Consider the following 20390-nt stretch of genomic DNA (forward strand, 5'->3'; position numbering starts at 1 on the left):
CTCATGCCCGTCGGCATCCGGACAGACGGTGACCAGGCGTCATGTGGCCCGGACTCCGGTGTCCTCCTCTAGGAGGCTGCGGTCAGCCACGCGGTGCCGGCGCCGTCCAGGTGGACGTACATGCCGTCGGCCGCGTCGCTGGTGCGCATGGAGCCGCTGAGGAAGCGCCAGGTGCAATCGGCGCGTTCGGGCAGCAGGGTGCTGAGGTTGACGTGGGCTTCGGTCGCGGACGGGTTGTGCAGGCCCAGGACCACGCGCGAACGGTCGGCGGGCTCGTGGAGCACGCCTTCGATGCCGTCGGCGTGCAGTCCGCGGACGGTGGCGGTGTCGTCGAAGGCGGCTGCGATACGGGGGTCGCTGAGGCATCCGGACAGAGCCGGGGTTCGATGCCACAGCGCCGAGGCGGGTGTGGGGGCGGGGGGACTCACGGTCACAGCAGTGGCCTTCCTGTCATGGCAGATCCGGGTTTGTGCCCCAGCAGGTGCAGGACGGTGGGGGCGACATCGGCCAGCGTGGCCGTCTCCGACAGCACGGGCGTGGGCGTGTCGGCGGTCGGAGGCACGATCACCAGGGGCACGGGATTGGTGGTGTGCCCTCCGTACGGTCGGACGGTGCCGTCCGGTGCCCGCTTGGCCATGCGTTCGGCGTTGCCGTGATCGCCGACGGCGAGGACCCACCGGCGGCTGTCCCCGGCCGCTGCCAGGATCCGGCCGACTGCGGCGTCGGTCGCCTCGCAGGCGGTGACGGTGGCAGCCAGGTCGCCGGTGTGCCCGACCACGTCGATGTTGGCGAGATTGGCCACGACCAGATCGACTTCCGGGCGGGCGGCCGCTTCGACCACTGCCGCGGTGACGCGGTCGAGGTTCATCCGGGGACGCGTGATGTAGTTCGGTTTGCCGTCCCCGGTGATGCGTACGTGCTCCTCTCCGTCGCGCGCCGTGGCGTCACGACCATTGATGTAGTAGGTGACGTGCTCGAACTTCTCCGCCTCGGCGATGTGCACGGTGCGTACGCCTGCGGCGGTGAGCTCGTCGGCCAGTCCTCCCGAGGCGTCGGCCCGCTGGACCAGGGCCGGGATGTCGGCGCGGGTGTCGTACTGCGCCAGACTGAGGGTGTCCACCACGCGTCCGGTGACGGCCAGGTGATCCAGCAGGCGGTCGGCGAGCTGCTGGATGCGGTCGCTGCGGAAGTTGAACCACACCAGGCCGTCGCCGTCGGCGATGCGCACCGAGGCATCCCGCAGGGTGCTCGGCGACACCCACTCGTCGCCGCGTTCGGAGGCGTCCACAGCCTCGGCCGCGGTGTCCACCTCCACGCCTGCCCCGTCGGCCACCAGGTGCACCGCCCGGTCGGTCAGGTCGAGGTTGCCTGCCTTGTCCATGGCGTAACCGCGGCCGACCACGCTGGCGATCCGGCCGGTGCCGGCCGTCTCGGCCAGGGCAGCGACCTGCGCCAGATAGGTTCCGGCGGTGCCGTCGGCCACGTCCCGCCCATCGGTGATCGCGTGGATCCACACGCGAGGCACCTGGCGGGCGGCGGCCGCGGCCAGCAGTTCGCTCAGATGCCCGACATGGGCATGGATCTGGCCGTCCGAGCACAGGCCGACCAGGTGCAGGGCTCCGCCTTGGGCGGCGAGCGTGTCCAGCAGCGCAGTGAGGCGGGGGTTGTCCCGCAGCTCGCCGGAGTCGATGTGCTGCTGGACCAGGAGACTGTCGTAGGGCAGTGGCCGGCCCGCTCCGATGACCATGTGGCCGATCTCGGAGTTGCCGACCGTGCCGGGCAGCAGGCCGACCGCCTCGCCCGATGCCTGCGCCAGCGTGCTGGAGGGGCCGGCGACCAGTTCGTCCAGGACCGGGGTGTGGGCCAGCGTCAGGGCGTTGTCGTCGGATGCGTCCGCGTGCCCCCAGCCGTCGAGGACCAGCAGGATGCCCGGTCCGGTGAACGCCGCTTCGGAGGAGCTCACTTGGTGCTCTCCAGGTCCGGGTGGAGGGTGTCGAGGGTCTTCCAGAAGGTGGGGAAGGACTTCGCGACGCAGCCGGGGTCCTTGATGACGACGCCTTCGGTGCGCAGTCCGGCGATGGCGAAGGTCATGGCGATGCGGTGGTCGTCGTAGGTGTCGATGGTCGCGCCGTGCGGGGTGCCGCCGGTGATGTACATCGCGTCCTGGTGCTCCTCGACCTCGATGCCCATCTTGCGCAGCTCGGTCGTGACGGCGGCGATGCGGTCGCACTCCTTGACCCGCAGGGAGGCGATGTTGGTGATGCGGGTGGTGCCTTCGGCGTACGCGGCGGCGACGGCCAGGGACGGCACGACGTCGGGCATGGCCTCCATGTCGATGTCGATGCCGTGCAGGGGCCCGCCGGTCACCGTGATCGAGTCGTCGCCGACCTCGGTGCGGCAGCCCATCCGCTCAAGGGCCTCGACGAGGTGGACGTCGCCCTGGTGGGAGCCGGCGCCGATGCCCGGGATGACGACGCGGCTGCCCAGGATGGCGGCGGCGACCAGGAAGTAGGACATGCCGGAGGCGTCCGGTTCGACGGTGACCTGTCCGCCGCGGGCCTGCTGTCCGGCGGGGACGGTGAACCTGCGGTAGCCGTCCCGGTCGACGCGTACGCCGACCTCGTTCAGCGCGGCGAGCGTCATCTCCACGTACGGCTTGGAGACCAGTTCGTCGCTGATGGTGATCTCGGTGTCGGTCTCGGCCCGCAGCGCGTTGATGATCAGGCTGGAGGTGAACTGGCTGGAGACGGCGCCGCTGATGGAGGTGGCGCCGCCCTTGAAGGAACCGCCGACGACCCGGATGGGCGGGCTGCCGTTGCCGCGTACCGCGGTGGCGTCCACGCCGAGCGCGGGCAGTGCCTTGAGCAGGTCTCCCATGGGGCGTTCCTGCATGCGGGCGTTGCCGGTGATGACGGTGGTGCCCTCGGCGTGTCCGGCCATGGAGATCAGGAAGCGCAGAGGGGTGCCGGCGCCGCCGACGAAGATGTCCTCGCCCGGGGCGCGCATGGGCCGGCCCGTGGGAGTGACGCGTATGCGGGCGGTGTCGTGGTCGATGTCGCAGGTGACGTGGCCGAACGCCTCGATGGCGCGGGAGAGGTAGACGGTGTCATCGGACAGCAGCGCGTTGTCGATGACCGTTTCCTGCCCGGACAGGGAGGCGATGGCCAGGTAGCGGTTGGTGTAGCTCTTGGATCCGAGGACCCTCACGGTCTCGTCGAAACCGGCCAATGTCCGGACGGTGACGGACTCGGCCTCAAGGCGCGGGTCGGGCGTGGCGGACATGTGTTGCCTCCAGCAGGCGGTGGGGAACGGGTGGTGTGGTGCCTGTACGCGAGCGCTGGTTCAGGCTTTGACGACCCGGCAGGCGAAGCACTTGAAGGCTTGCTGGCCGGAGAGGTTGTCGTAGAAGCGGTCGTCGGGGAGCGTGTTGGCCGCTTCGTAGCGCGGGTCGTCGAAGAGGTCACCCAGCTTCTGGGCAGGTCCGAAGGTGTTGGGGACGAACACGGTGTCCGTCCGGATCCCCTCCCACAGCAGGGCTGTGCCCGTCACCGAGCCGCGGGGGCTCTCGACGCGGACGTCGTCGCCGTCGGCGATGCCGGAGCGGCGGGCGGTGTCGGGGTGGATCTGGACGAAGCGGATGCCGTTGAGCTGCTTGCCCGTCGGTGTCCAGTGGGTGACCTCGGCGAAGTGCACGACACTGGGCCGGCCGGTCATGCCCATCAGCGGGAAGTCGCGGTGCACCGCGTCGCTCCCGGGCACGCCCAGGCGTACCGGATGGGTGACGGCCTGCGGGTTGAGGGGATTGGTGACGAACTTGCGGCTGTAGGACAGGGTCGGGTTCTTCCCCGTGACCTCGGGATGGGTGTAGAAGATCGGCAGGGCGCTGTGCCCGGTGGCCGACAGCTTCTTCTCCAGGGCAGGAGTGGTGATCTCGATCTTGCCGCTGGGAGTGAGGAATCGTTTGCCCCGGTGGGCCGGGTCCAGTGCCTCGGCGGCGCGGTACCAGCTGGGGTGGTCCAGGTAGAGGGTGCTCACGCCCGGGTGGTCCTCATCGGGGCACGGCCAGCGCAGCGGCTCGGTGCGCTTCTTCATCCGGGCCCGGGTCATGCCGCCCATGCCGGGAGTGTGGGCGACGAAGTCCTCCCACAGCTTCGGGTACTGCATCCACCGCTCGGGGAACGCCTCACGCCATTCGGCCGCGGGACGGCGGGTGTCCAGTTCGGCCATCGCGTGCGCGAGGCCGACCCAGATCTCCCAGTCCGGCCGGGACTCGCCGACCCGGTCGACGACCTGCTCCTGCCAGCGGATGGCCCGGTCGTCGCGGCGCATGTAGACGCCGTCCATCTCCAGTCCGCTGCAGACCGGGAGGATGATGTCGGCGTAGTAGGCGGCCTCTTCCATGAACAGGCCGGTGTAGACGTAGAAGTCCAGCTGCTCGAAGGCTTCTTTGACCTTGGTGGTGTTCGCGGAGGACACCAGCGGGTTGCCCTGGGACATCACCGCGCGCAGCCGGTAGGGGTTGCCCGTCAGGATGGACTCGGCGAAGTAGTCCGGCCCGACCGGCAGCGCTTCGCGCCGCTCGGGCACCTCGGCCTCAAGGGGCGGCAGGTGCAGGTCGCCGGGCCAGGTGTTGTGCATGAAGTTGCAGCCTGCGCCGGGCTTGCCGATGTTGCCGGTCACCGCGGCGAGGAAGGTGAGGACCCGGTAGGTGTCGAACGCGCCGAGCTGATGCGAGATCCCGGCGTTGCAGAAGATCGCCGCCGTTTTCGCCGTCGCGTACTCCACGGCCATCTCGGTGATGACCTCGGCCTTGAGACCGGTGACCTTCGCGGCCCACGCGGGGGTGTACCGGTGCTCGGCCAGGTGGGCACGCAGTTCGTCGAAGCCGACGACCCAGCGCTTGACGAACGCCTTGTCGTACAGCTCCTTCTCCACGATGTGGTGGAGCATGGCCAGCAGCAGGGCGAAGTCGGTGTGCGGTTTGGGCGCCACCCACCGGTCGGCCACGGCACCGGTCGGCGTCAGGCGCGGATCGACCACCGTCAGGGTCGCCTTGGTCTTCTTGCGGGCGCGCAGCAGGTAGTCGAAGGTCACCGGGTGGGTCTCGGCCTGGTTGGTGCCCAGGAACAGGTAGTGCTGGGCCGAGCCGAGGTCGTCCTTGCCCGTCGCGCCGTCGGTTCCGTACCCGTTGGTGAAGTTGCCCAGGCCGAAGGAGGTCGCCAGGGCGTTGCCGCCGGCGTCGTTGCACACCGGGCCGACGTCGGTGTTGTTGGGGCTGCCCAGCATCGCGAACAGACGGGCCACGAGCGATCCGGTGCCCCGGGGCAGTCGCCCGGTGGTGCGGTTGGCGATGGTGTGCGCCTGCCCGGCATCGCGCAGTTCCAGGAACTTCCTGGCGATGGTGCGCAGTGCCTCGTCCCAGCTCACAGGCTCGAACTTGGAGTGCGGTGAGCCCTTCACGCCGGAGACGCGGCGCAGCGGCCGGGTCAGGCGTTCGGTGTTGTAGACGAGCTGGGGCATCAGCTCGGCCTTGACGCACACCTGGCCCTGCTGGACCGGGTCGCGGTCCTCGCCCCGCACGGCCAGCACCCGGCCGGCTTTGAGGTCTACGTTGAGCCGACAGTTGGAGTTGCAGAACTGACAGGCCGTGGCAACGGTCTTGTCCGGGGTCAGCGCAGCCGACTGGTGGGTGAAGTCGGTACCGGCTCGGCCACCTGCAGTGGTTGCCCCGCCCGGTGCGGAGGACGCGTCGGCGCCGTGCGCGGAGACCACCGGGAGCAGGACCGGCGCTCCCAGGCCGGCGCCGCCGATGACACTGCCGCGGACGAAGCCGCGCCGGGACATACCGTGCTGATCATGCTTCATGGAGACGTGGAGATCCTTCCGCCTGGTGTGGGGAACGAGGCGGGCATGGCGGTGCCCGGGCCGTGCGGAGGACACCGCACGGCCTTGTCACTAGCGACGTGTGTTGTTGGTCAGGAGGTGAGGGTGGGCAGAGCGTTGGTGCCGGCCTTGCTGCGTACGGCAGCCAGGAAAGCCTTGATGATCTTGTGCTCGGATCCCGGAGCCGATGAGAGCTCGGGCTGGAAGAGGCTGCCCATGAAGAACGGGTGCCCCGTGATCTCCAGTGCGCGTGGTGCGCCGTCCACGTCCCAGGCGCTGAGCTGCAGCGCGCCCTGGTTGGCGGCGTCCATGAAGGTGTCGGTCAGGCCGTAGTCACAGTGGAAGATCTCCTCCACCTCGGTGGTGCCGTAGATGTCGGCGAGCCGGGAGTCCTCCTTGACCTTCAGCGGGGCCTTCTCCCCGCGGAAGGAGCACTTCAGAGGGGTGACGAGAGGCATCAGCTTCTCGGGGTCCTCGTCGACGCCGATGGCCTCCGGCAGGAGCAGCACGTTCTGGGCGTGCTCGATCAGGGCGCTGAAGAACCCGCCGCAGGTGCCCAGGAACGGCAGCTGGTTCTCCCGGGCATGGCGTACGGCGACGTGCACGCCCTTCTGGTTGAAGTACGGCGCTCCCGGCACCACCCACACGCCGTCGAAGCCGTCCAGGACGGAAGCGTCGTTGATCTCGGTGGTCGGTATCCATTCGGTGGTCAGGTCCCACTGCTCACGCATCGCGTCGATCTTCGGGTGGGACGGCTCGTCGTGATTGCCGCGGTCTCCCACCAGGGCAAGGCGTGGCTGGGCGTGGACTGACATCGTTTCCCCTTCAATTACAGGAAGGCCTCGAACCGTTTTCGCCGGTGACAGTTCCAGTCCCGTGAGCGCAGCGGAGCGCGTGCCGGGCGCACCGCTGCGCGGGTGTGATGTGGTGTCTGAGGTGGCGTCAGGACCGTGCCGCCACGCACGGATTCCATGACAGGAGAAGTGAGGGGGCGCTATCGCCGCGTCGGTGATGGTGTGGCTGCAGGCCACTGCCTACCGGATGCACGCATGTCTTCCAGCCCCCTTGCCGCCCCGTGTGGAGGTCCTTGCCCGACCTCCCGTGCTGCTTCTCGCTCAATTTATCGATGGCGGTCAAAGTATTCGAGTGTCCTGCGGTAATGCTGGAAACGATCGAGCCATCCCTACCGTGCGGTAGTGGGCGATCTTGAGAAGGGCGGGTGATGGGGTACGGATCGCCCTCACCTGCCGCATCGGCTGGATTCGACTCTTGTTCGACGGTCGCCGCTCTGGGGTGCCTCTTCGGAGTCGGCTCGCGACGGAGGGTGTGTTTGGCCACGCCAGGGCGTCAAGTGAGTTGAGGCAGCCCCGACTTGGCGACAGGGGGGTGTAGATGGCTGGAATGAGTTCACAAAGACGGCCGCTATCAACAGTGATGACTGTTGATAGCGGCCAATGCTGTTTAGTCTGGCGTGGCTGGTGGCCGGCCGCAGCCCGACCCCCGCGGGCGCGGCCGGCCACCAGCTGCCCTGCAAGGGCTCCCACTTGTTGCGTTCGAGGAGAAGTCAAGTGAKCCGCTCCGCCGGCCATCCCCGCCGATGGCAGATCCTGAACATCCTGTGCTTGAGCCTGGTGCTGATCGGCCTGGACACCCTCATCCTGAATCTGGCCCTGCCCAGCATCCAGAAGGACCTGGACGCCACCAGCAGCCAGCTGCAGTGGATGGTCGACTCCTACGCACTGGCCTTCGGCGGACTGCTCCTGATGGCCGGAGGTCTGTCCGACCGGTTCGGCCGCAAGAGGCTTCTCACCCTCGGTACCGGCGCCTTCGCGCTGACCAGCCTGGGCGCCGCGTTCGCCTCGAACGCCGAGATGCTGATCACCTTCCGCGCCCTCATGGGCATCTCCGCGGCGCTGATGATGCCCGCCACGCTCGCCATCATCAAGGACGTGTTCCCCCGTGAAGAACAGGGCAAGGCGATCGGAATCTGGTCCGGTGCCGCCGCCGTCGGCGTACCGCTCGGCCCGCTCGTCAGCGGCCTGCTGCTGGAGCACTTCTGGTGGGGGTCGATGTTCCTCATCAACGTGCCCCTGGCCGCCATCGCCCTGATCGGCGGAGCCAAGCTGATTCCCGAGTCCAAGGCCGAAGGCCACCCCGGACTGGATCTCGTCGGAGCACTGCTGTCGGTGGCCGGACTGGTCGCCATCGTCTACGGCCTGGTCGAGGCCCCGCACAACGGCTGGGGCGACGTCATCACCCTCGGTTCCCTGTTCGTCGGTGTGGCCCTGATGGTCGGCTTCGTCGTGTGGGAGCGCAAGACGGCCCACCCGATGCTCGACGTCGGGCTGTTCCTCAACGCCCGCTACGGAGGCGGGGCCCTGGCGATCGCCGCCACGTCCTTCGGGCTCTACAGCGGCCTGTACCTCCTCACGCAGTACCTGCAGTCGGTACTCGAACTCGATCCGCTGGGCGCGGGGCTGCGCATGCTCGCCATCGGCACGATGATGGTGGGCGCCCCCCTGTCGGCGAAGCTGGTCGAGCGCGCGGGCCTGAAGGTCACGGTGGTGGTGGGTCTGCTGCTGTGCGCCGCGGGCCTGGGCGTCCTGGCCGGGCTCACGGTCGATGCCGAGACGCAGGCGCTCATCGGGCTGGCCGTGTTCGGTCTGGGCATGGGCATCGCCCTGCCGGCCGCCGTCGACGCCATCCTGGTCGTCTCCGCCGCCCGCCAGGCAGGGGCCGGCTCCGCGGTGGCGGACGTGGGCATGCAGGTCGGCGGCGCCCTCGGTATCGCCATCAGCGGCAGTGTGATCACCACGCTGTACCGCGACGACTTGCCCCAGGCCGCCCAACTGCCCGGGGAGGCCGGGGAAGCGGTGCACGAGTCCCTGACCGGCGCCGCGGCCGTCGCCCAGCAGCTCGGCGGCGCCGCCGGCCGGCGTGTCCTCGACGCGGCGCAGGAGTCCTTCGTCGGCGGATTCGCCACCACCCTGCTGATCGCCGTGGGTGTCGCCGTCGTCGGCGCCCTGGCCGCCGCGTTCGTCCTGCCGAAGGACCGCGTCGGTGACGACGACGGCACCGCGCAGCTGGAAGCCAGTGCCCACAGCGGCAGTGCAGACGCACCTGCCGCCTCCTGAGGACCGAGGGAGCGACAGTGCATAGGATCGAAGCCACAGCTCGGCCCGGCCCACGCGCCAGGACCGGACGCGGACCGGACGGCCGGTCCACGGGCGAGAGGGAGGTGGCGATGGCCAGGCCGTCGAAACTCAGGGTGGCGGTCAGTGATCCTGCCCAGTGGCTCAGTGAGCACGAGCGGGCGCAGATGCTGGCGCCCAAACTGCGGGCCCTGGCGGACGAGACCCGGCTCACGCTGATCCTGCTGATCGCTCAGCGTCCCCGTACGGTCAAGGAGTTGCAGGAGGCCACCGGGCTGAGCCAGACCCTGGTCAGTCATCACCTGGCTCCGCTGCGCGAGCAGAACCTCGTCGAGGCGATTCCCAAGGGCCGCAGCAACCAGTACGTGATGTGCTGCCAGACCCTGGCCGAACCGCTGCGCATGTTCGCCAGCCTGGCCGCCATGGACCCCGAGACGGTGGCGGCCTGTCTCCAGACCGGAGCCGAGGAGCCCACGGCGGCTCAAGGCGCCTGAAACCGCGAACCGATGACGAAGGGGGTGTTCCGCGCCGCGCGCGGAACACCCCCTTCAGGGTGCGCGGACTACCGTTGCAGATCGCTCCGGAAGCGGTCCCGGATGTCCAGCGTGCTGAGCGCGTTGGTCGCGCGTGGCGGCATCGCTCCCGTGCGGGGCAGCGTCTTGATGCAGACCAGGTGCGGGCCGGGAGTCGCCTGGGCCCGCGACATCGCCGCCTGCAGGCCGTCCTCACGGTCGCAGACGACCGCGCTGGCGTACCCGGCAGCCGTCGCCATGCCCGGGAACGAGGTGGTCGCCGACGTGGTGGCCTGTCCGCCCGTCGACTCGTGGACCCGGTTGTCGAGCACGACGTGGATCAGGTTGGCGGGCGCCTCACTGCCGATCATCGACAACGAGCCGAGGTGCATCAGCAGCGCGCCGTCCCCGTCCAGGACCACGACGGGCCGCTCCGGATGCGTCAGCGCCACACCGAGACCGATGGAGGAGGCGTGGCCCATCGAACCCTGCATGTAGAAGGTGCCCGGCGCGTCGGCCACGGCGAAGGTGTCACGGCCGGTGAAGCCCGTGGTCGCGATGACAGCGGCCTGCGGCGCGGCGGCGGTGACGATCCGGATGGCCTCCGAGGCCGGCAACCCTTCGGTGTGCGGGTCGTTGGCCGCGGTGGCCTTGCCGATGGCACCGCGTTCGACCAGGACGAACGGAGCCCGCTGCTCGGCCAGGTCCTTCTCCGCCTTCTCCAGGATCGCGGAGAACTCCTCCACTCCGTCCTGCGCATACAGGGTGTGGTGGGGGGTGTCGATGCTGTCGAGGAGCTTGGGGGTCGCCGGTCCCATCACCTCGTGCTGCGGCTCGTCCGTGGCCGGATCGGGCCAGCCGCGCAGGCTGGTGAAGCTCAGGATCGGCAACCGGTAGGTCATCACCAGCGAGGTGAGCGGGTTGATGAGGTTGCCCAGGCCGGAGTTCTGCAGCATCACGTAGGTGCGCTGTCCACCCAGGGCGGCTCCGGCGGCCACCGCCAGCGCGTTGCCTTCGTTGGGCGCTGGAACGTAGCGGCCCGCCTGCGTGCTCAGGTGTGCGATCGGCCCCCCGAAGTGGGAGCAGGGAACGCCGCTGGCGAACGTGAAGCCGCGGTCGGCCAGCAGGTCACAGAATTCTTCTGCGGAGATCATGTGCGGGGCAGCTCCGTTTCAGGGGTGGTGGCCGGTGCGTCGGACGGTGCCTGGTCGGCGGCTGCGGCGCTGCGGGCACGGCGCCGCATCTTGATGCCTTCGATGATGATGGGGATGCCGGAGACGAGAACGATGCCGATGACGATGCCCTCGATGTTGTCGCGGACGAAGGCGATCTGTCCCAGGTAGTAGCCGACCAGGGTCAGGCTGACCGACCACAGGACCGCGCCCAGCACGTTGAACAGGAAGAACGTGCGGTAGGTCATGCGTCCGACGCCGGCGGTGATGGGGATGAAGGTACGGAAGACGGGGATGAAGCGGGCCATCACCAGGGCCTTGGGGCCGTGCTTGAGCATGAACTCCTGGGCTCGTTCGGCGTTCTCCTGCTTGAAGAAGCGGGAGTTGGGGCGCTTGAAGAGTGCGCCGCCGACCTTCCGCCCGAAGGCGTAGCCGAACTGGTCACCCAGGACGGCCGCCGCGGCGATGGCGAGCATGACCACCCACAGGGGCTGGTGGAGGAACTGGTCGTTGGCCACGAGCAGCCCCGCCGTGAACAGCAGCGAGTCCCCGGGCAGGAAGAAGCAGACGATCAGGCCCGACTCCGCGAAGACGGTGGCCATGATGCCCAGCAGGCCGAAGGTCGATATCAGTGCTTCGGCGTCGAGCAAGGGTGATGAGGCGAGGTTCTGCACGGGTGCCCCCCTGGACGGTGATGAGAATGAGCGGACATGCCGTCCGCCGGCCCCGTGACGGGACCGGCGGACGGACGCGGATGATCAGTTGGCGGCCCAGCCGGGCCGCTCGTCGATGCGTACGACGGCGCAGGTGATGGACACCCCGCCGCCGTGCGCGACGATCAGGACGTGGTCGCCGGGACCGACCTGCCCGGTCTCCACCAGGTGCGTCAGGCCCACGATCTGGTCGTTGACCGTCATGTGGCCCAGGTTGCGGCCGAAGTCGAGCAGGCCCTGGTCGGGGGAGAGGCCCATCGGGTCGAGGATGACCTTCAGGTAGCTCTCCTGGCCGGTGAAGACGTGGCAGACACGAGTGACGTCGCCCGGCTCCAGGCCGGCTTCCGCCAGGGTGCGCAGCGCTATCTCCGTGCGCAGCTCTCCCTGACGGCGTACGACCTCCGCGACGGTCTCCTCCAGCCCGCCGGCAGCGGCCAGACGCTCCTTGAAGTCCATACCGCGGCCGACCGTCAGCGACGGCGGGAAGAGCGGCTCGGTACCGCGGTACTGCTCCTCGACCTCGGCGGTGGAACCGGTGTTGATGGACAGGAGGCTCGCGAAGCCCTCGGACTTCGACAGCAGGACCGCGCTGCCTCCGTCGCCCAGGACACCGTTCTGGATGCCGAAGGCCCACCGGTTGAAGTTGGGCGTGCCGACGTTGTCGGCACCGGTGAGCAGGGCGGCGCCGCGCTCGGGCACGGCCTGGAGGTAGCAGGCGGCCAGCTCCAGAGAGCCGATCAGGCCGCTGCACGCCTGCCAGACACGGAAGGAGGGCACGTCACGGTCGGACAGGTGCCGCAGGATGTAGTGCTGGGGCGACCAGCCCTCGGGCCCCTGCTCGTGTCCGCAGGCGTGGATGTGCAGGTCGATGTCGTGCGGGTGCAGTGCGGAGCGTTCCAACGCCTGCCGGGCAGCGGCGACGGCCATGTCCGGAGCAGGCATGTCGCCGGCGACCGCGGCACCCGTCCAGCCGTAGAACTCGTACTCGTCCGCGTCGTACAGCCCCAGAGCGACGGCCTCACGGGCGTCGACGATTTCCGGGATGTAGGTGCCCAGCCCGGCGATGCGAATATCGGTGGTCTTCATGAGGTCGGTCCTCGTCCTTTGCTCGGTCAGGCCGAGGTGTCGGTGGAGTTGAGTTCGGTGGCCAGGGCTTGGGCGACGGTGGTGACGGTGCCGTCCTTGAGGAGCTGGACCATGGGGAGTTTGATCTGGTAGCGGCGTTCGATGCGGTTGCGCAGTTCGACGGCCATGAGGGAGTCCATGCCGAGCCGGTTCAGGGGCCGGCTGACGTTGATGCGTTCGGCGCGCAGGCCCATGACCACGGCGACTTCCTGCTTGAGGAAGTCGAGCAACTCGCTGTCGGACGTGGCGTGTCCGGGAGCGGGAGTCTGCGGCGCAGGCTGAGCAGCGGCCGCGGGTTCCGGGGCGGACGCGGGAGCGACCGGGGCCGGAGCCAGAGCCGGAGCAGCAGCCTCCTGTGCCGGTGCGTCGGGGGCCGCAGCGGGTGCCGCAGCGTTGTCCGCTGTGCTCTTGGGCGTGGTGTCGGTGGAGTTGAGTTCGGTGGCCAGGGCTTGGGCGACGGTGGTGACGGTGCCGTCCTTGAGGAGTTGCACCATGGGGAGTTTGATCTGGTAGCGGCGTTCGATGCGGTTGCGCAGTTCGACAGCCATGAGGGAGTCCATGCCGAGCCGGTTCAGGGGCCGGCTGACGTTGATGCGTTCGGCGCGCAGGCCCATGACCACGGCGACTTCCTGCTTGAGGAAGTCGAGCAGCTCACTGCTGGGCACAGCCTGGTGGAGTTGAGTTCGGTGGCCAGGGCTTGGGCGACGGTGGTGACGGTGCCGTCCTTGAGGAGTTGCACCATGGGGAGTTTGATCTGGTAGCGGCGTTCGATGCGGTTGCGCAGTTCGACAGCCATGAGGGAGTCCATGCCGAGCCGGTTCAGGGGCCGGCTGACGTTGATGCGTTCGGCGCGCAGGCCCATGACCACGGCGACTTCCTGCTTGAGGAAGTCGAGCAGCTCACTGCTGGGCACAGCCTGGCTGGAAGCCGGTGCCTGTGACGTCGGCTGGGCAGCCGCGACAGGCTCCGGGGCGGTCGCAGTGACGACCGGTGCTGCGACCGGCGGCTGTGCAGCTGGCTCGGCAACCTGAGAAGGCGCGGCAGGTTCGACAACCCGCTCCTCGGAGGAGGGGACCCGCCGCCCGGAGCGGTCGCCGGTCAGGTGCTGCAGCAGCGGAGCCGTCGCGGCGCGCGGGTAGGCGCGGGCCCACGCGGGCCAGTCGGCCGGCAGCACCGCGGTCTGCACCCTGCCCTCGGCCAGGATCCTGCCCAGCAGCGCCAGCCCGTCAGCCGGGCTGAAGGAGGCCATGCCCTGCGGCAGCAGCGTTCGCTCGTCCTCCTCTTCCTTGCGGGCCACCATGCCGACGCTGTCCCAGAAACCCCAGTTGACGACCGTGGCGGGCAGTCCCTGGGCGTGCCGGTGATGGGCCAGCCCGTCGAGGAAGGCGTTGCCGGCCGCGTATCCGCCCAGCATGGGAGAGCTGAGCAGGGCCGAGCCGGAGGAGAACAGGACGAACGCCTCCACCGACTCCTCACTCAGCATCCGGTGCAGGTTCCATGCCCCGGAGACCTTGGCCGCCAGCACACGGTCCATCTCAGCGCTGCTCATGTCACTCAGCGGGGTGTAGTCGATGATCCCGGCCGCGTGGAAGACACCGCGTACGGGCGGCAGTCCGGTGCGGCGACGGGCTTCGAGCATCGTCTGCATGGCCTGGGCGTCGGCGACGTCCACCGCCTCGTACGTCACGTGCACGCCGCGCTCGCGCAGCTGCCTGATCACCGCGACGGCCGCGGCCTGCGGATGGTCCGCGCCCAGTTCCGCATCACCCTGCGGCAGCGCGCTGCGGCCGGTGAGCAGCAGGTGCCGGGCTCCCTGGTCGGCCAACCACAGCGCGAGCTGTCCGCCGATGCCGCCCGCGCCCCCGGTGAGCAGGTAGGTGCCGTCGGCGTGCACGGTCACGGCCCTGCCGCGCGGGCCGGTCGCCGCCGCGGCGGGCGCCTGGTTGAAGGACAGCACGATCTTGCCGGTGTGCCGGGCCTGGGCCATCAGACGGAACGCGTCGGCTGCCTGGTCGCTGGCGAACTCGGTGTGCGGCAGGGGCTGCAGATCACCGCGCTCGACCAGGGCGACTGCGGCGCGCAGGATGCGTCCGGCCCGTTCCGGCGCGTTCTGGATCATGTGGACGACGTCGACGGCGTGGAAGGACAGGTTGCGGGCGAAGGGACCCAGGGGCAGCGCGTTGTCGTCGAGGATGTCGCGCTTGCTGAGTTCGAGGTAGTGCCCGTAGGGCGCCATCAGGGCCAGGTTGGCGGGGATGGCCTCGCCCGCCAGGGTGTTGAGGACGACGTCGAAGCCGTCCTCTGCGGAGGCGGGCCGGAAGGTGTCGGCGAAGTCCAGGCTGCGGGAGTCGGCGACACGGTCCACGCCGAGCTTGGCGAGCAGCCGGCGCTTGGCGTCGCTCCCGGCCGTCGCGTAGACACGGGCGCCCTTCCAGCGGGCGACGTTCAGGGCCGCCAGCCCGGTGCCGCCGGTGGCGGAGTGGATGAGGATCTTGTCGCCCTGGTCGATGCGTGCGAGGTCGTGCAGCGCGTGGTACGCGGTCAGGTAGGAGGCGGGCAGGGTCGCGGCCTGGGCCGAGGTGAGCCGGGCGGGCTTGGGCGCGGTCAGGCAGGCACGGGTGACGACTTCGCCGGCCAGGGAGCCGTCGGCGAAGGCGATGACCTCGTCGCCGACGGCAACGTCGGTGACGTCGCTGCCGGTCTCGGTGACGGTGCCGGAGCACTCCCAGCCGAGCGTAGGCGGCTGGTTGTCCTGGCCGGGGTACATCCCCAGGGCCAGCAGCACGTCGCGGTAGTTGACGCCGGCGTGACGGACCTGGATACGGACCTCGTCCGTGGCGAGCAGACGCGGAGAAATGTCGAGCAACTGCAGGTCGTCGATGACACCGGGCGCGGGCAGTGACAGTGCCTGCGGGGTGCGGGCGGCGGTGTCCGCCGGGCGCAGCCGGGCAGCGAGGCGCCGGCCGTCGCGCAGCGCGATCTGGTCCTCCTCGTCCGCGTGCAGCAACAGCTCGGCCAGGGCGGGAACACTGGATGCGGACCGGTCGAGGTCGACCAGACGCGGATGCAGCGCGGGGGCCTCGGCGGCCAGCGTGCGGCCCAAGCCCCACAGCATGGCCTGGAGGGGATGACGCACCCGCTCCGTCCCGCCGGTGGCCTGGGCGAGCTGGGTGAGCAGCCACAGCGGCGGGTGCCCGAGCGACTCCTTCTCCAGGGCGTGGGTCAGGTGCAGGACGCTGTGCGCGGCCAGTACCTGGGCGCGGCGGATCTCGGTGGGCGTGGCGTCCAGACCGGCCTGTGCGTCCAGTGCCCACAGGTGGATGATGCCGTGGCAGGTGCCGTAGCGGGCGACGTCGACGAGGACCTCGCGGTAGTGCCCGTCGTCGGAGGGGTCGATGCGGTAGCGGTCGCCGCCTCCGGCGAGGCGGCCCGCACCGGCGGTGACGGCCACCACGCGCTGCCCGCGGCCGGTCAGTTCCCGTACCAGGGTCCGTCCGGTGGATCCGCTGTCGGTCAGCACCAGCCAGAAGCCGTCCGGATCGGCGGTGGACGTGCCGGGCGCTGGCAGGGGGGCCTGGTCCCAGGCGAGGGTGTGCAGCCAGGCGTCGCGGGCGTTGTCGTGCGAGACCGGGACTGGGGCCGGGGCGGCGGAAGCGGGAGGTGGTGTCACGGAGTCCTCGGTGTGCGGGTCGAGCGGGGCGGGGGCGTGGCCGGCCAGGTACTGCAGGCGCAGGCCGCGCATCTGGGCGATCAGGCCGCCGTCGTCGGCGCGGATGTCGATGTCGGCGACGAAGGAGTCCTCGCGCGGGGACGGCAACAACTTGGCGTGGCTGAACATCCGGGCGGGCGGCCGCTGGTAGAAGCGGACCTCGTCGATGCCGCCGAGGACGAAGACACCTTCCTCGCCGGGAGCGGTCAGGGGGCGGGCGGCGGCCATGGAGTGGCCGCTCGCGTCCAGCAGCGCCGAGTGGAAGTGGTGGCGTGCCAGGCCGTCCACGAGCGGGGCGGGGCAGGTCAGCTGGGCGAGGACTTCGCCGTCGGTGCGCCACAGCTCGGTGATGCCTTGGAAGGTGCCGTTCCACTGGTTGCCGCGTTCGGCGTTCCACGGGTAGAAGTCGTCGGCGTCCTGGTGCTCGGGCAGACGGGCGCGGATCGACTGGAGCGGTTCGCCGGGCTCAGGCGTGTCGCCGGGCAGGGCGCGAGCGGTGGCCTCGGTGTTCAGGGTCCAGTCGTCGGTGTCCGCCTCCCGGCTGTGGATGCGGCAGTGCAGTGAGCCGTCGGGGCGAGGGGTGAGGGTCACCCGGACCTCGGGTGCGGGTCCTTCCTCGTCCAGGAAGAGGGCCCGGTGGTAGTGCACCTCACTCAACGACAGTGCACCGGCGCCCAGGTCGGTGCGCGCGGCGGCGCTGATCAGTTCCAGGTGGGCGGTGCCCGGCAGGATGATCGTGTCCTGGATGCAGTGATCGCGCAGATAGGCGTTGTCGGCCAGGTGCAGAGGCCCCTGCCAGATGCGGGTGGTTCCCTCGGCCGGCATCGGCCGGCCCAGCAGCGGATGCGCGGGCTGCTCGGCGGGCTCCGGCTCGGCAGGCGCCGTGGCGGCAGGCGCTGTGGCACTGGGGACGGCGGAGGCGGGGGCCCGGCTGATCCAGTGCCGGGTGCGCTGCCACGGGTACGTCGGCAGCGGCACATAGGCGCCACCGGTGGTCAGCGCGCCGAGGTCGAGCTCGGCGCCGGCCGTGTACAGGGCGGCGGCGAAGGTCAGCAGGGCGGTGCGCTCGTCGGAGTTGCGGCGCAGGCTGCCCACCGCGGTGGTGTCCGTACCGGTGGCGACGCGGCTGGTCTCGCGGATACCGGCCACGAGCAGCGGGTGAGGGCTGACCTCGACAAACACGGTGTCGCCCAGGTCCAGCTGGCCGCGGACGGCGCCGACGAAGTCGACCGGCTGGCGGATGTTGCGCACCCAGTAGTCGGCGTCCATGCCGGAGCCGTCGATCACTTCGTTGAGGAGGGTGGAGTGCAGCGGGATGCGGCCCGCGCGCGGGGTGAGGTGGGACAGCTCCGCGAGGAGGTCCTCGCGCAGGGCGTCCATCTGCGGGCAGTGCGAGGCGAAGTCCACGTTGACGCGGCGGTTGTCGACGCCGCGGGCGTCGAGGGCGGCCAGCACCTGGGTGAGGGCGTCGACGTCGCCGGACAGCAGGGTGGACGTGGGGCTGTTGATGGCGGCGACGGCGACTTTGTCCTCGTGACCGGCCAGTGCGGCGGCGGCCTCGTCCGCGGGCAGGGCGACCCAGGCCATGGTGCCGCGCCCCGAGAGACGCTTCGCCAGGCGGCTGCGCCGGCAGATGACCGCTGCGGCGTCGGGCAGCGACAGCGCACCGGAGATGTAGGCGGCCGCTGATTCGCCCATGCTGTGGCCGATGACCACGTCCGGCTCGATGCCCCAGGACCGCCACAGTTCGGCCAGGGCGATCTCCATGGCCCACAGGGTGGGCTGGATGACGTCGAGCTGCTTGAGCCGCTCCTCGTCCGCCGAGCGCAGCAGTTCGATGACCGACCAGCCGGTCTCGGCCTTGATGGCCTCGTCGCAGGCTTGCATGGTCTGGGCGAAGACCGGTTCGGTGTCCAGGAGTTCGCGGCCCATGCCCGGCCACTGCGAGCCCTGGCCGGGGAAGACGAACGCGATGCGGGGAGCTGCTTGCGGGTCGGTGTAGTCACTGAAGGACAACCCCGGTTCGTTGCCGCCCTCGACGAAGCCCCGCAGCATGGCGGCGGCCTCGGCGTGGCTGTCGGTGGCCAGCGCGAGCCGGGCGTCGTGCTGGGTGCGGCGCAGCGCTGCGGAGTGGGCGATGTCGCGCAGGCTGTGCCGGGCGCCGGGACCTTCCAGGTGGTCGGCCAGCGCGTCGGCCGCGTCGGCGAGGGCTTCGGGGCTGAGGGCGGACAGCACCAGCAACTCGCTGCGGGAGTCCGGCGTCGAGGTGCCGGTGGCGCGGGCGGCCGGCTCGGGCGCCGCTTCGAGGACGAGGTGGGCGTTGGTGCCGGAGAAACCGAAGCTGGAGACCCCGGCGACGGCGGGCCGGTCCCGCTCGGGCAGCGGTGTGACCTGGGTGGGGACGGTCAGTGGCAGGTTGTCCCAGTCCACGGCCGGGTTGGGGTTCTTCAGGTGCAGGTTGGGCGGGACCGTCTTGTTCTCCAGGCACAGCACGGCCTTGATGAGGCCGGCGATTCCGGCGGCCGCCTCGGCGTGACCGATGTTGGTCTTCACCGAGCCGACCAGGCAGCGCTGGTCGGGCGTGCGGGGACCGACGATGTCGGCCAGGGCCTGCAGTTCGACGGGGTCGCCGACGCTGGTGCCGGTGCCGTGGGCCTCGATGTAGTCGATGTCGGCCGGGTCGACGCCCGCGTTGGCGTAGGCGCGGCGCAGCACGTCGCGCTGGCCCTCGACGGCGGGGGTGACCAGGTAGCCGCTGCTCTGGCCGTCGTTGCCGACGGCGGAGCCGCGGATGACAGCCCGGATGCGGTCGCCGTCGGCCAGGGCCGCGGACAGGGGCTTGAGGATGACCGCGCCGATGCCGTCGCTGCGGACGAAGCCGTCACCGGAGGCGTCGGCGAACTTGCAGCGGCCGTCGGAGGCGAGCATGCCGGCGCCGGAGTAGACGACGCCTTCCTCCGGCAGCAGGACGAGGTTGACGCCGCCGGCGATCGCCAGCGGGCACTCGCCGAGCCGGATCGCCTGTACGGCGTTGTGGACCGCGACGAGCGCGGAGGAGCAGGCGGTGTCTACGGTGAAGCTGGGGCCGCGCAGGTCGAAGGCGTACGACAGGCGGCCGGAGGTGATGGCGCGTGAGGCGGCGCCCGTCATGGCGTACAGGTCGAGCTGGTCGCGGTCGTCGTACTGCAGGTGCCAGTAGTCGCCGCCGAGTTGGCCGATGAACACACCCGTGTCGGTGCCCGCGATGCGCGGCAGGGACTGGCCTGCGTCCTCAAGTGCTTCGTAGGCGACTTCCAGCAGCAGCCGCTGCTGGGGGTCCATCCGGTCGGCCTCGCGGGGGGAGATACCGAAGAACTCCGCGTCGAAGGCGTCGATGTCGCGCAGCAGTCCGCCCCACCGGCTCACCGTACGGCCGGGCGTACGGGGGGTGGGGTCGTAGACGGCGTCGATGTCGTAGCGCTCGGACGGGATGTCCGTGATGGCGTCGCGGCCCTGGAGCAACATGTCCCAGAGCTGTTCCGGGCTGGTGGCATCGGCGAACCGTCCGGCCAGACCGATGATGGCGATCGGTTCACTGGCGGTCTCAACCGTGCGGGTCGAGTCGTGAGGCATGGATGTCCTTCCGGGCATGGCGAAGCCGTTCACTGGTGAAGCAGCACGGAAGGAACTGCGGTACGGGCGCGGCGGACCGGCAGCAAGAACCGGCCCGGTGGCGGGCGCACGCACCGAGGGCGCAACGGGAGTGACGAGAAAGAGTCCGGCTCCGCTGGCTGAGCGGCGATGTGCGGGGCGAGCGCACTGAACCGTTCACGGACCGGGTGCGGCTATCGGCACAGCCGCTGATTCCTGATGTCGACGTGGCACTGGGCGCGTGGCCCCGGTGCCGCTATCCCCGTTGTTTCGACATGTATCGAGATTGGCCCGACGCAAGAGCTAAACGCAACGCGACACGAAGTGAGGCTCGTCACAGGTCGGCAGGCTGGGGCATGAGGTTGACATCCGTCGAATCAAAGGCGAGGCTGGAGCTTTGATTCGTTGTTTGTCTATATAGGCGGTTGTGATGTGCTCGCTCCCGCGTCGTCGTCCGAACCGCCGCGACAGGAGCCGATCCCGATGAGCGAACC

At 70.0% G+C, this 20390-nt stretch carries 12 protein-coding genes; 2 read left to right on the forward strand and 10 right to left on the reverse strand.

Annotated features, from left to right (window positions below; all coding sequences use genetic code 11):
• Nucleotides 1–68 precede the first annotated feature (68 nt).
• From FGF04_RS08845 to FGF04_RS08865, 5 genes are all read right to left on the reverse strand, one after another.
• Entirely contained in the window at nucleotides 69–434 is a 366-nt protein-coding gene (locus tag FGF04_RS08845; protein ID WP_235882245.1) for a hypothetical protein, read from the reverse strand.
• Nucleotides 431–1963: a 2,3-bisphosphoglycerate-independent phosphoglycerate mutase gene (gene gpmI, locus FGF04_RS08850; RefSeq protein ID WP_149510699.1), complete on the reverse strand. Its 1533-nt coding sequence runs from the start codon at nucleotides 1961–1963 to the stop codon at nucleotides 431–433. Before gpmI ends, FGF04_RS08845 begins: the two co-directional genes overlap by 4 nt.
• On the reverse strand, nucleotides 1960–3282 hold the full coding sequence (gene aroA / locus FGF04_RS08855; RefSeq protein ID WP_149510700.1) for a 3-phosphoshikimate 1-carboxyvinyltransferase: 1323 nt from the start codon (nucleotides 3280–3282) through the stop codon (nucleotides 1960–1962). Before aroA ends, gpmI begins: the two co-directional genes overlap by 4 nt.
• Before the next feature lie 60 nt (nucleotides 3283–3342).
• Nucleotides 3343–5865 carry a molybdopterin-containing oxidoreductase family protein gene (locus FGF04_RS08860; protein WP_188114004.1) on the reverse strand — a complete coding sequence of 841 codons (2523 nt, stop codon included), beginning with the start codon at nucleotides 5863–5865 and terminating at the stop codon, nucleotides 3343–3345.
• Nucleotides 5866–5975: 110 nt separating this feature from the next.
• The gene (locus tag FGF04_RS08865) at nucleotides 5976–6698 is read right to left on the reverse strand and encodes a glutamine amidotransferase-related protein (protein ID WP_149510701.1); all 723 of its coding nucleotides are present in this window, start codon (nucleotides 6696–6698) and stop codon (nucleotides 5976–5978) included.
• Between the two features lie 753 nt (nucleotides 6699–7451).
• Between FGF04_RS08865 and FGF04_RS08870 the strand changes: the two genes are divergently transcribed.
• Together FGF04_RS08870 and FGF04_RS08875 are read left to right on the forward strand one after the other, a co-directional pair.
• A complete protein-coding gene (locus tag FGF04_RS08870; protein ID WP_149510702.1) occupies nucleotides 7452–9017 on the forward strand; it encodes an MFS transporter in 1566 nt (521 codons plus the stop codon).
• A 110-nt stretch (nucleotides 9018–9127) separates the two neighbouring features.
• Complete coding sequence (locus tag FGF04_RS08875) at nucleotides 9128–9529, forward strand: ArsR/SmtB family transcription factor (protein ID WP_149510703.1); 402 nt, start codon at nucleotides 9128–9130, stop codon at nucleotides 9527–9529.
• 68 nt (nucleotides 9530–9597) lie between these two features.
• Here the strand turns inward: FGF04_RS08875 and aepY are convergent, their stop codons facing one another.
• The 5 genes from aepY to FGF04_RS08905 all read right to left on the reverse strand — a co-directional run bounded on the left by aepY (nucleotide 9598) and on the right by FGF04_RS08905 (nucleotide 19878).
• Nucleotides 9598–10701, reverse strand: coding sequence for a phosphonopyruvate decarboxylase (gene aepY, locus FGF04_RS08880; RefSeq protein ID WP_149510704.1), 1104 nt, complete (start codon nucleotides 10699–10701; stop codon nucleotides 9598–9600).
• The gene (locus FGF04_RS08885; RefSeq protein WP_149510705.1) at nucleotides 10698–11393 is read right to left on the reverse strand and encodes a DedA family protein; all 696 of its coding nucleotides are present in this window, start codon (nucleotides 11391–11393) and stop codon (nucleotides 10698–10700) included. The genes aepY and FGF04_RS08885 overlap by 4 nt, the downstream gene beginning before the upstream one ends.
• A gap of 84 nt (nucleotides 11394–11477) precedes the next feature.
• Nucleotides 11478–12518, reverse strand: coding sequence for a ketoacyl-ACP synthase III family protein (locus tag FGF04_RS08890; RefSeq protein WP_149510706.1), 1041 nt, complete (start codon nucleotides 12516–12518; stop codon nucleotides 11478–11480).
• A 26-nt stretch (nucleotides 12519–12544) separates the two neighbouring features.
• Nucleotides 12545–13222, reverse strand: a complete 678-nt coding sequence (locus FGF04_RS39965; protein ID WP_188114005.1) for an acyl carrier protein — start codon at nucleotides 13220–13222, stop codon at nucleotides 12545–12547.
• A complete protein-coding gene (locus FGF04_RS08905; protein WP_188114006.1) occupies nucleotides 13129–19878 on the reverse strand; it encodes a type I polyketide synthase in 6750 nt (2249 codons plus the stop codon). The genes FGF04_RS39965 and FGF04_RS08905 overlap by 94 nt, the downstream gene beginning before the upstream one ends.
• Nucleotides 19879–20390 lie beyond the last annotated feature (512 nt).

The organism is Streptomyces apricus (genome assembly GCF_008369065.1).
Lineage (GTDB): Bacteria > Actinomycetota > Actinomycetes > Streptomycetales > Streptomycetaceae > Streptomyces > Streptomyces apricus.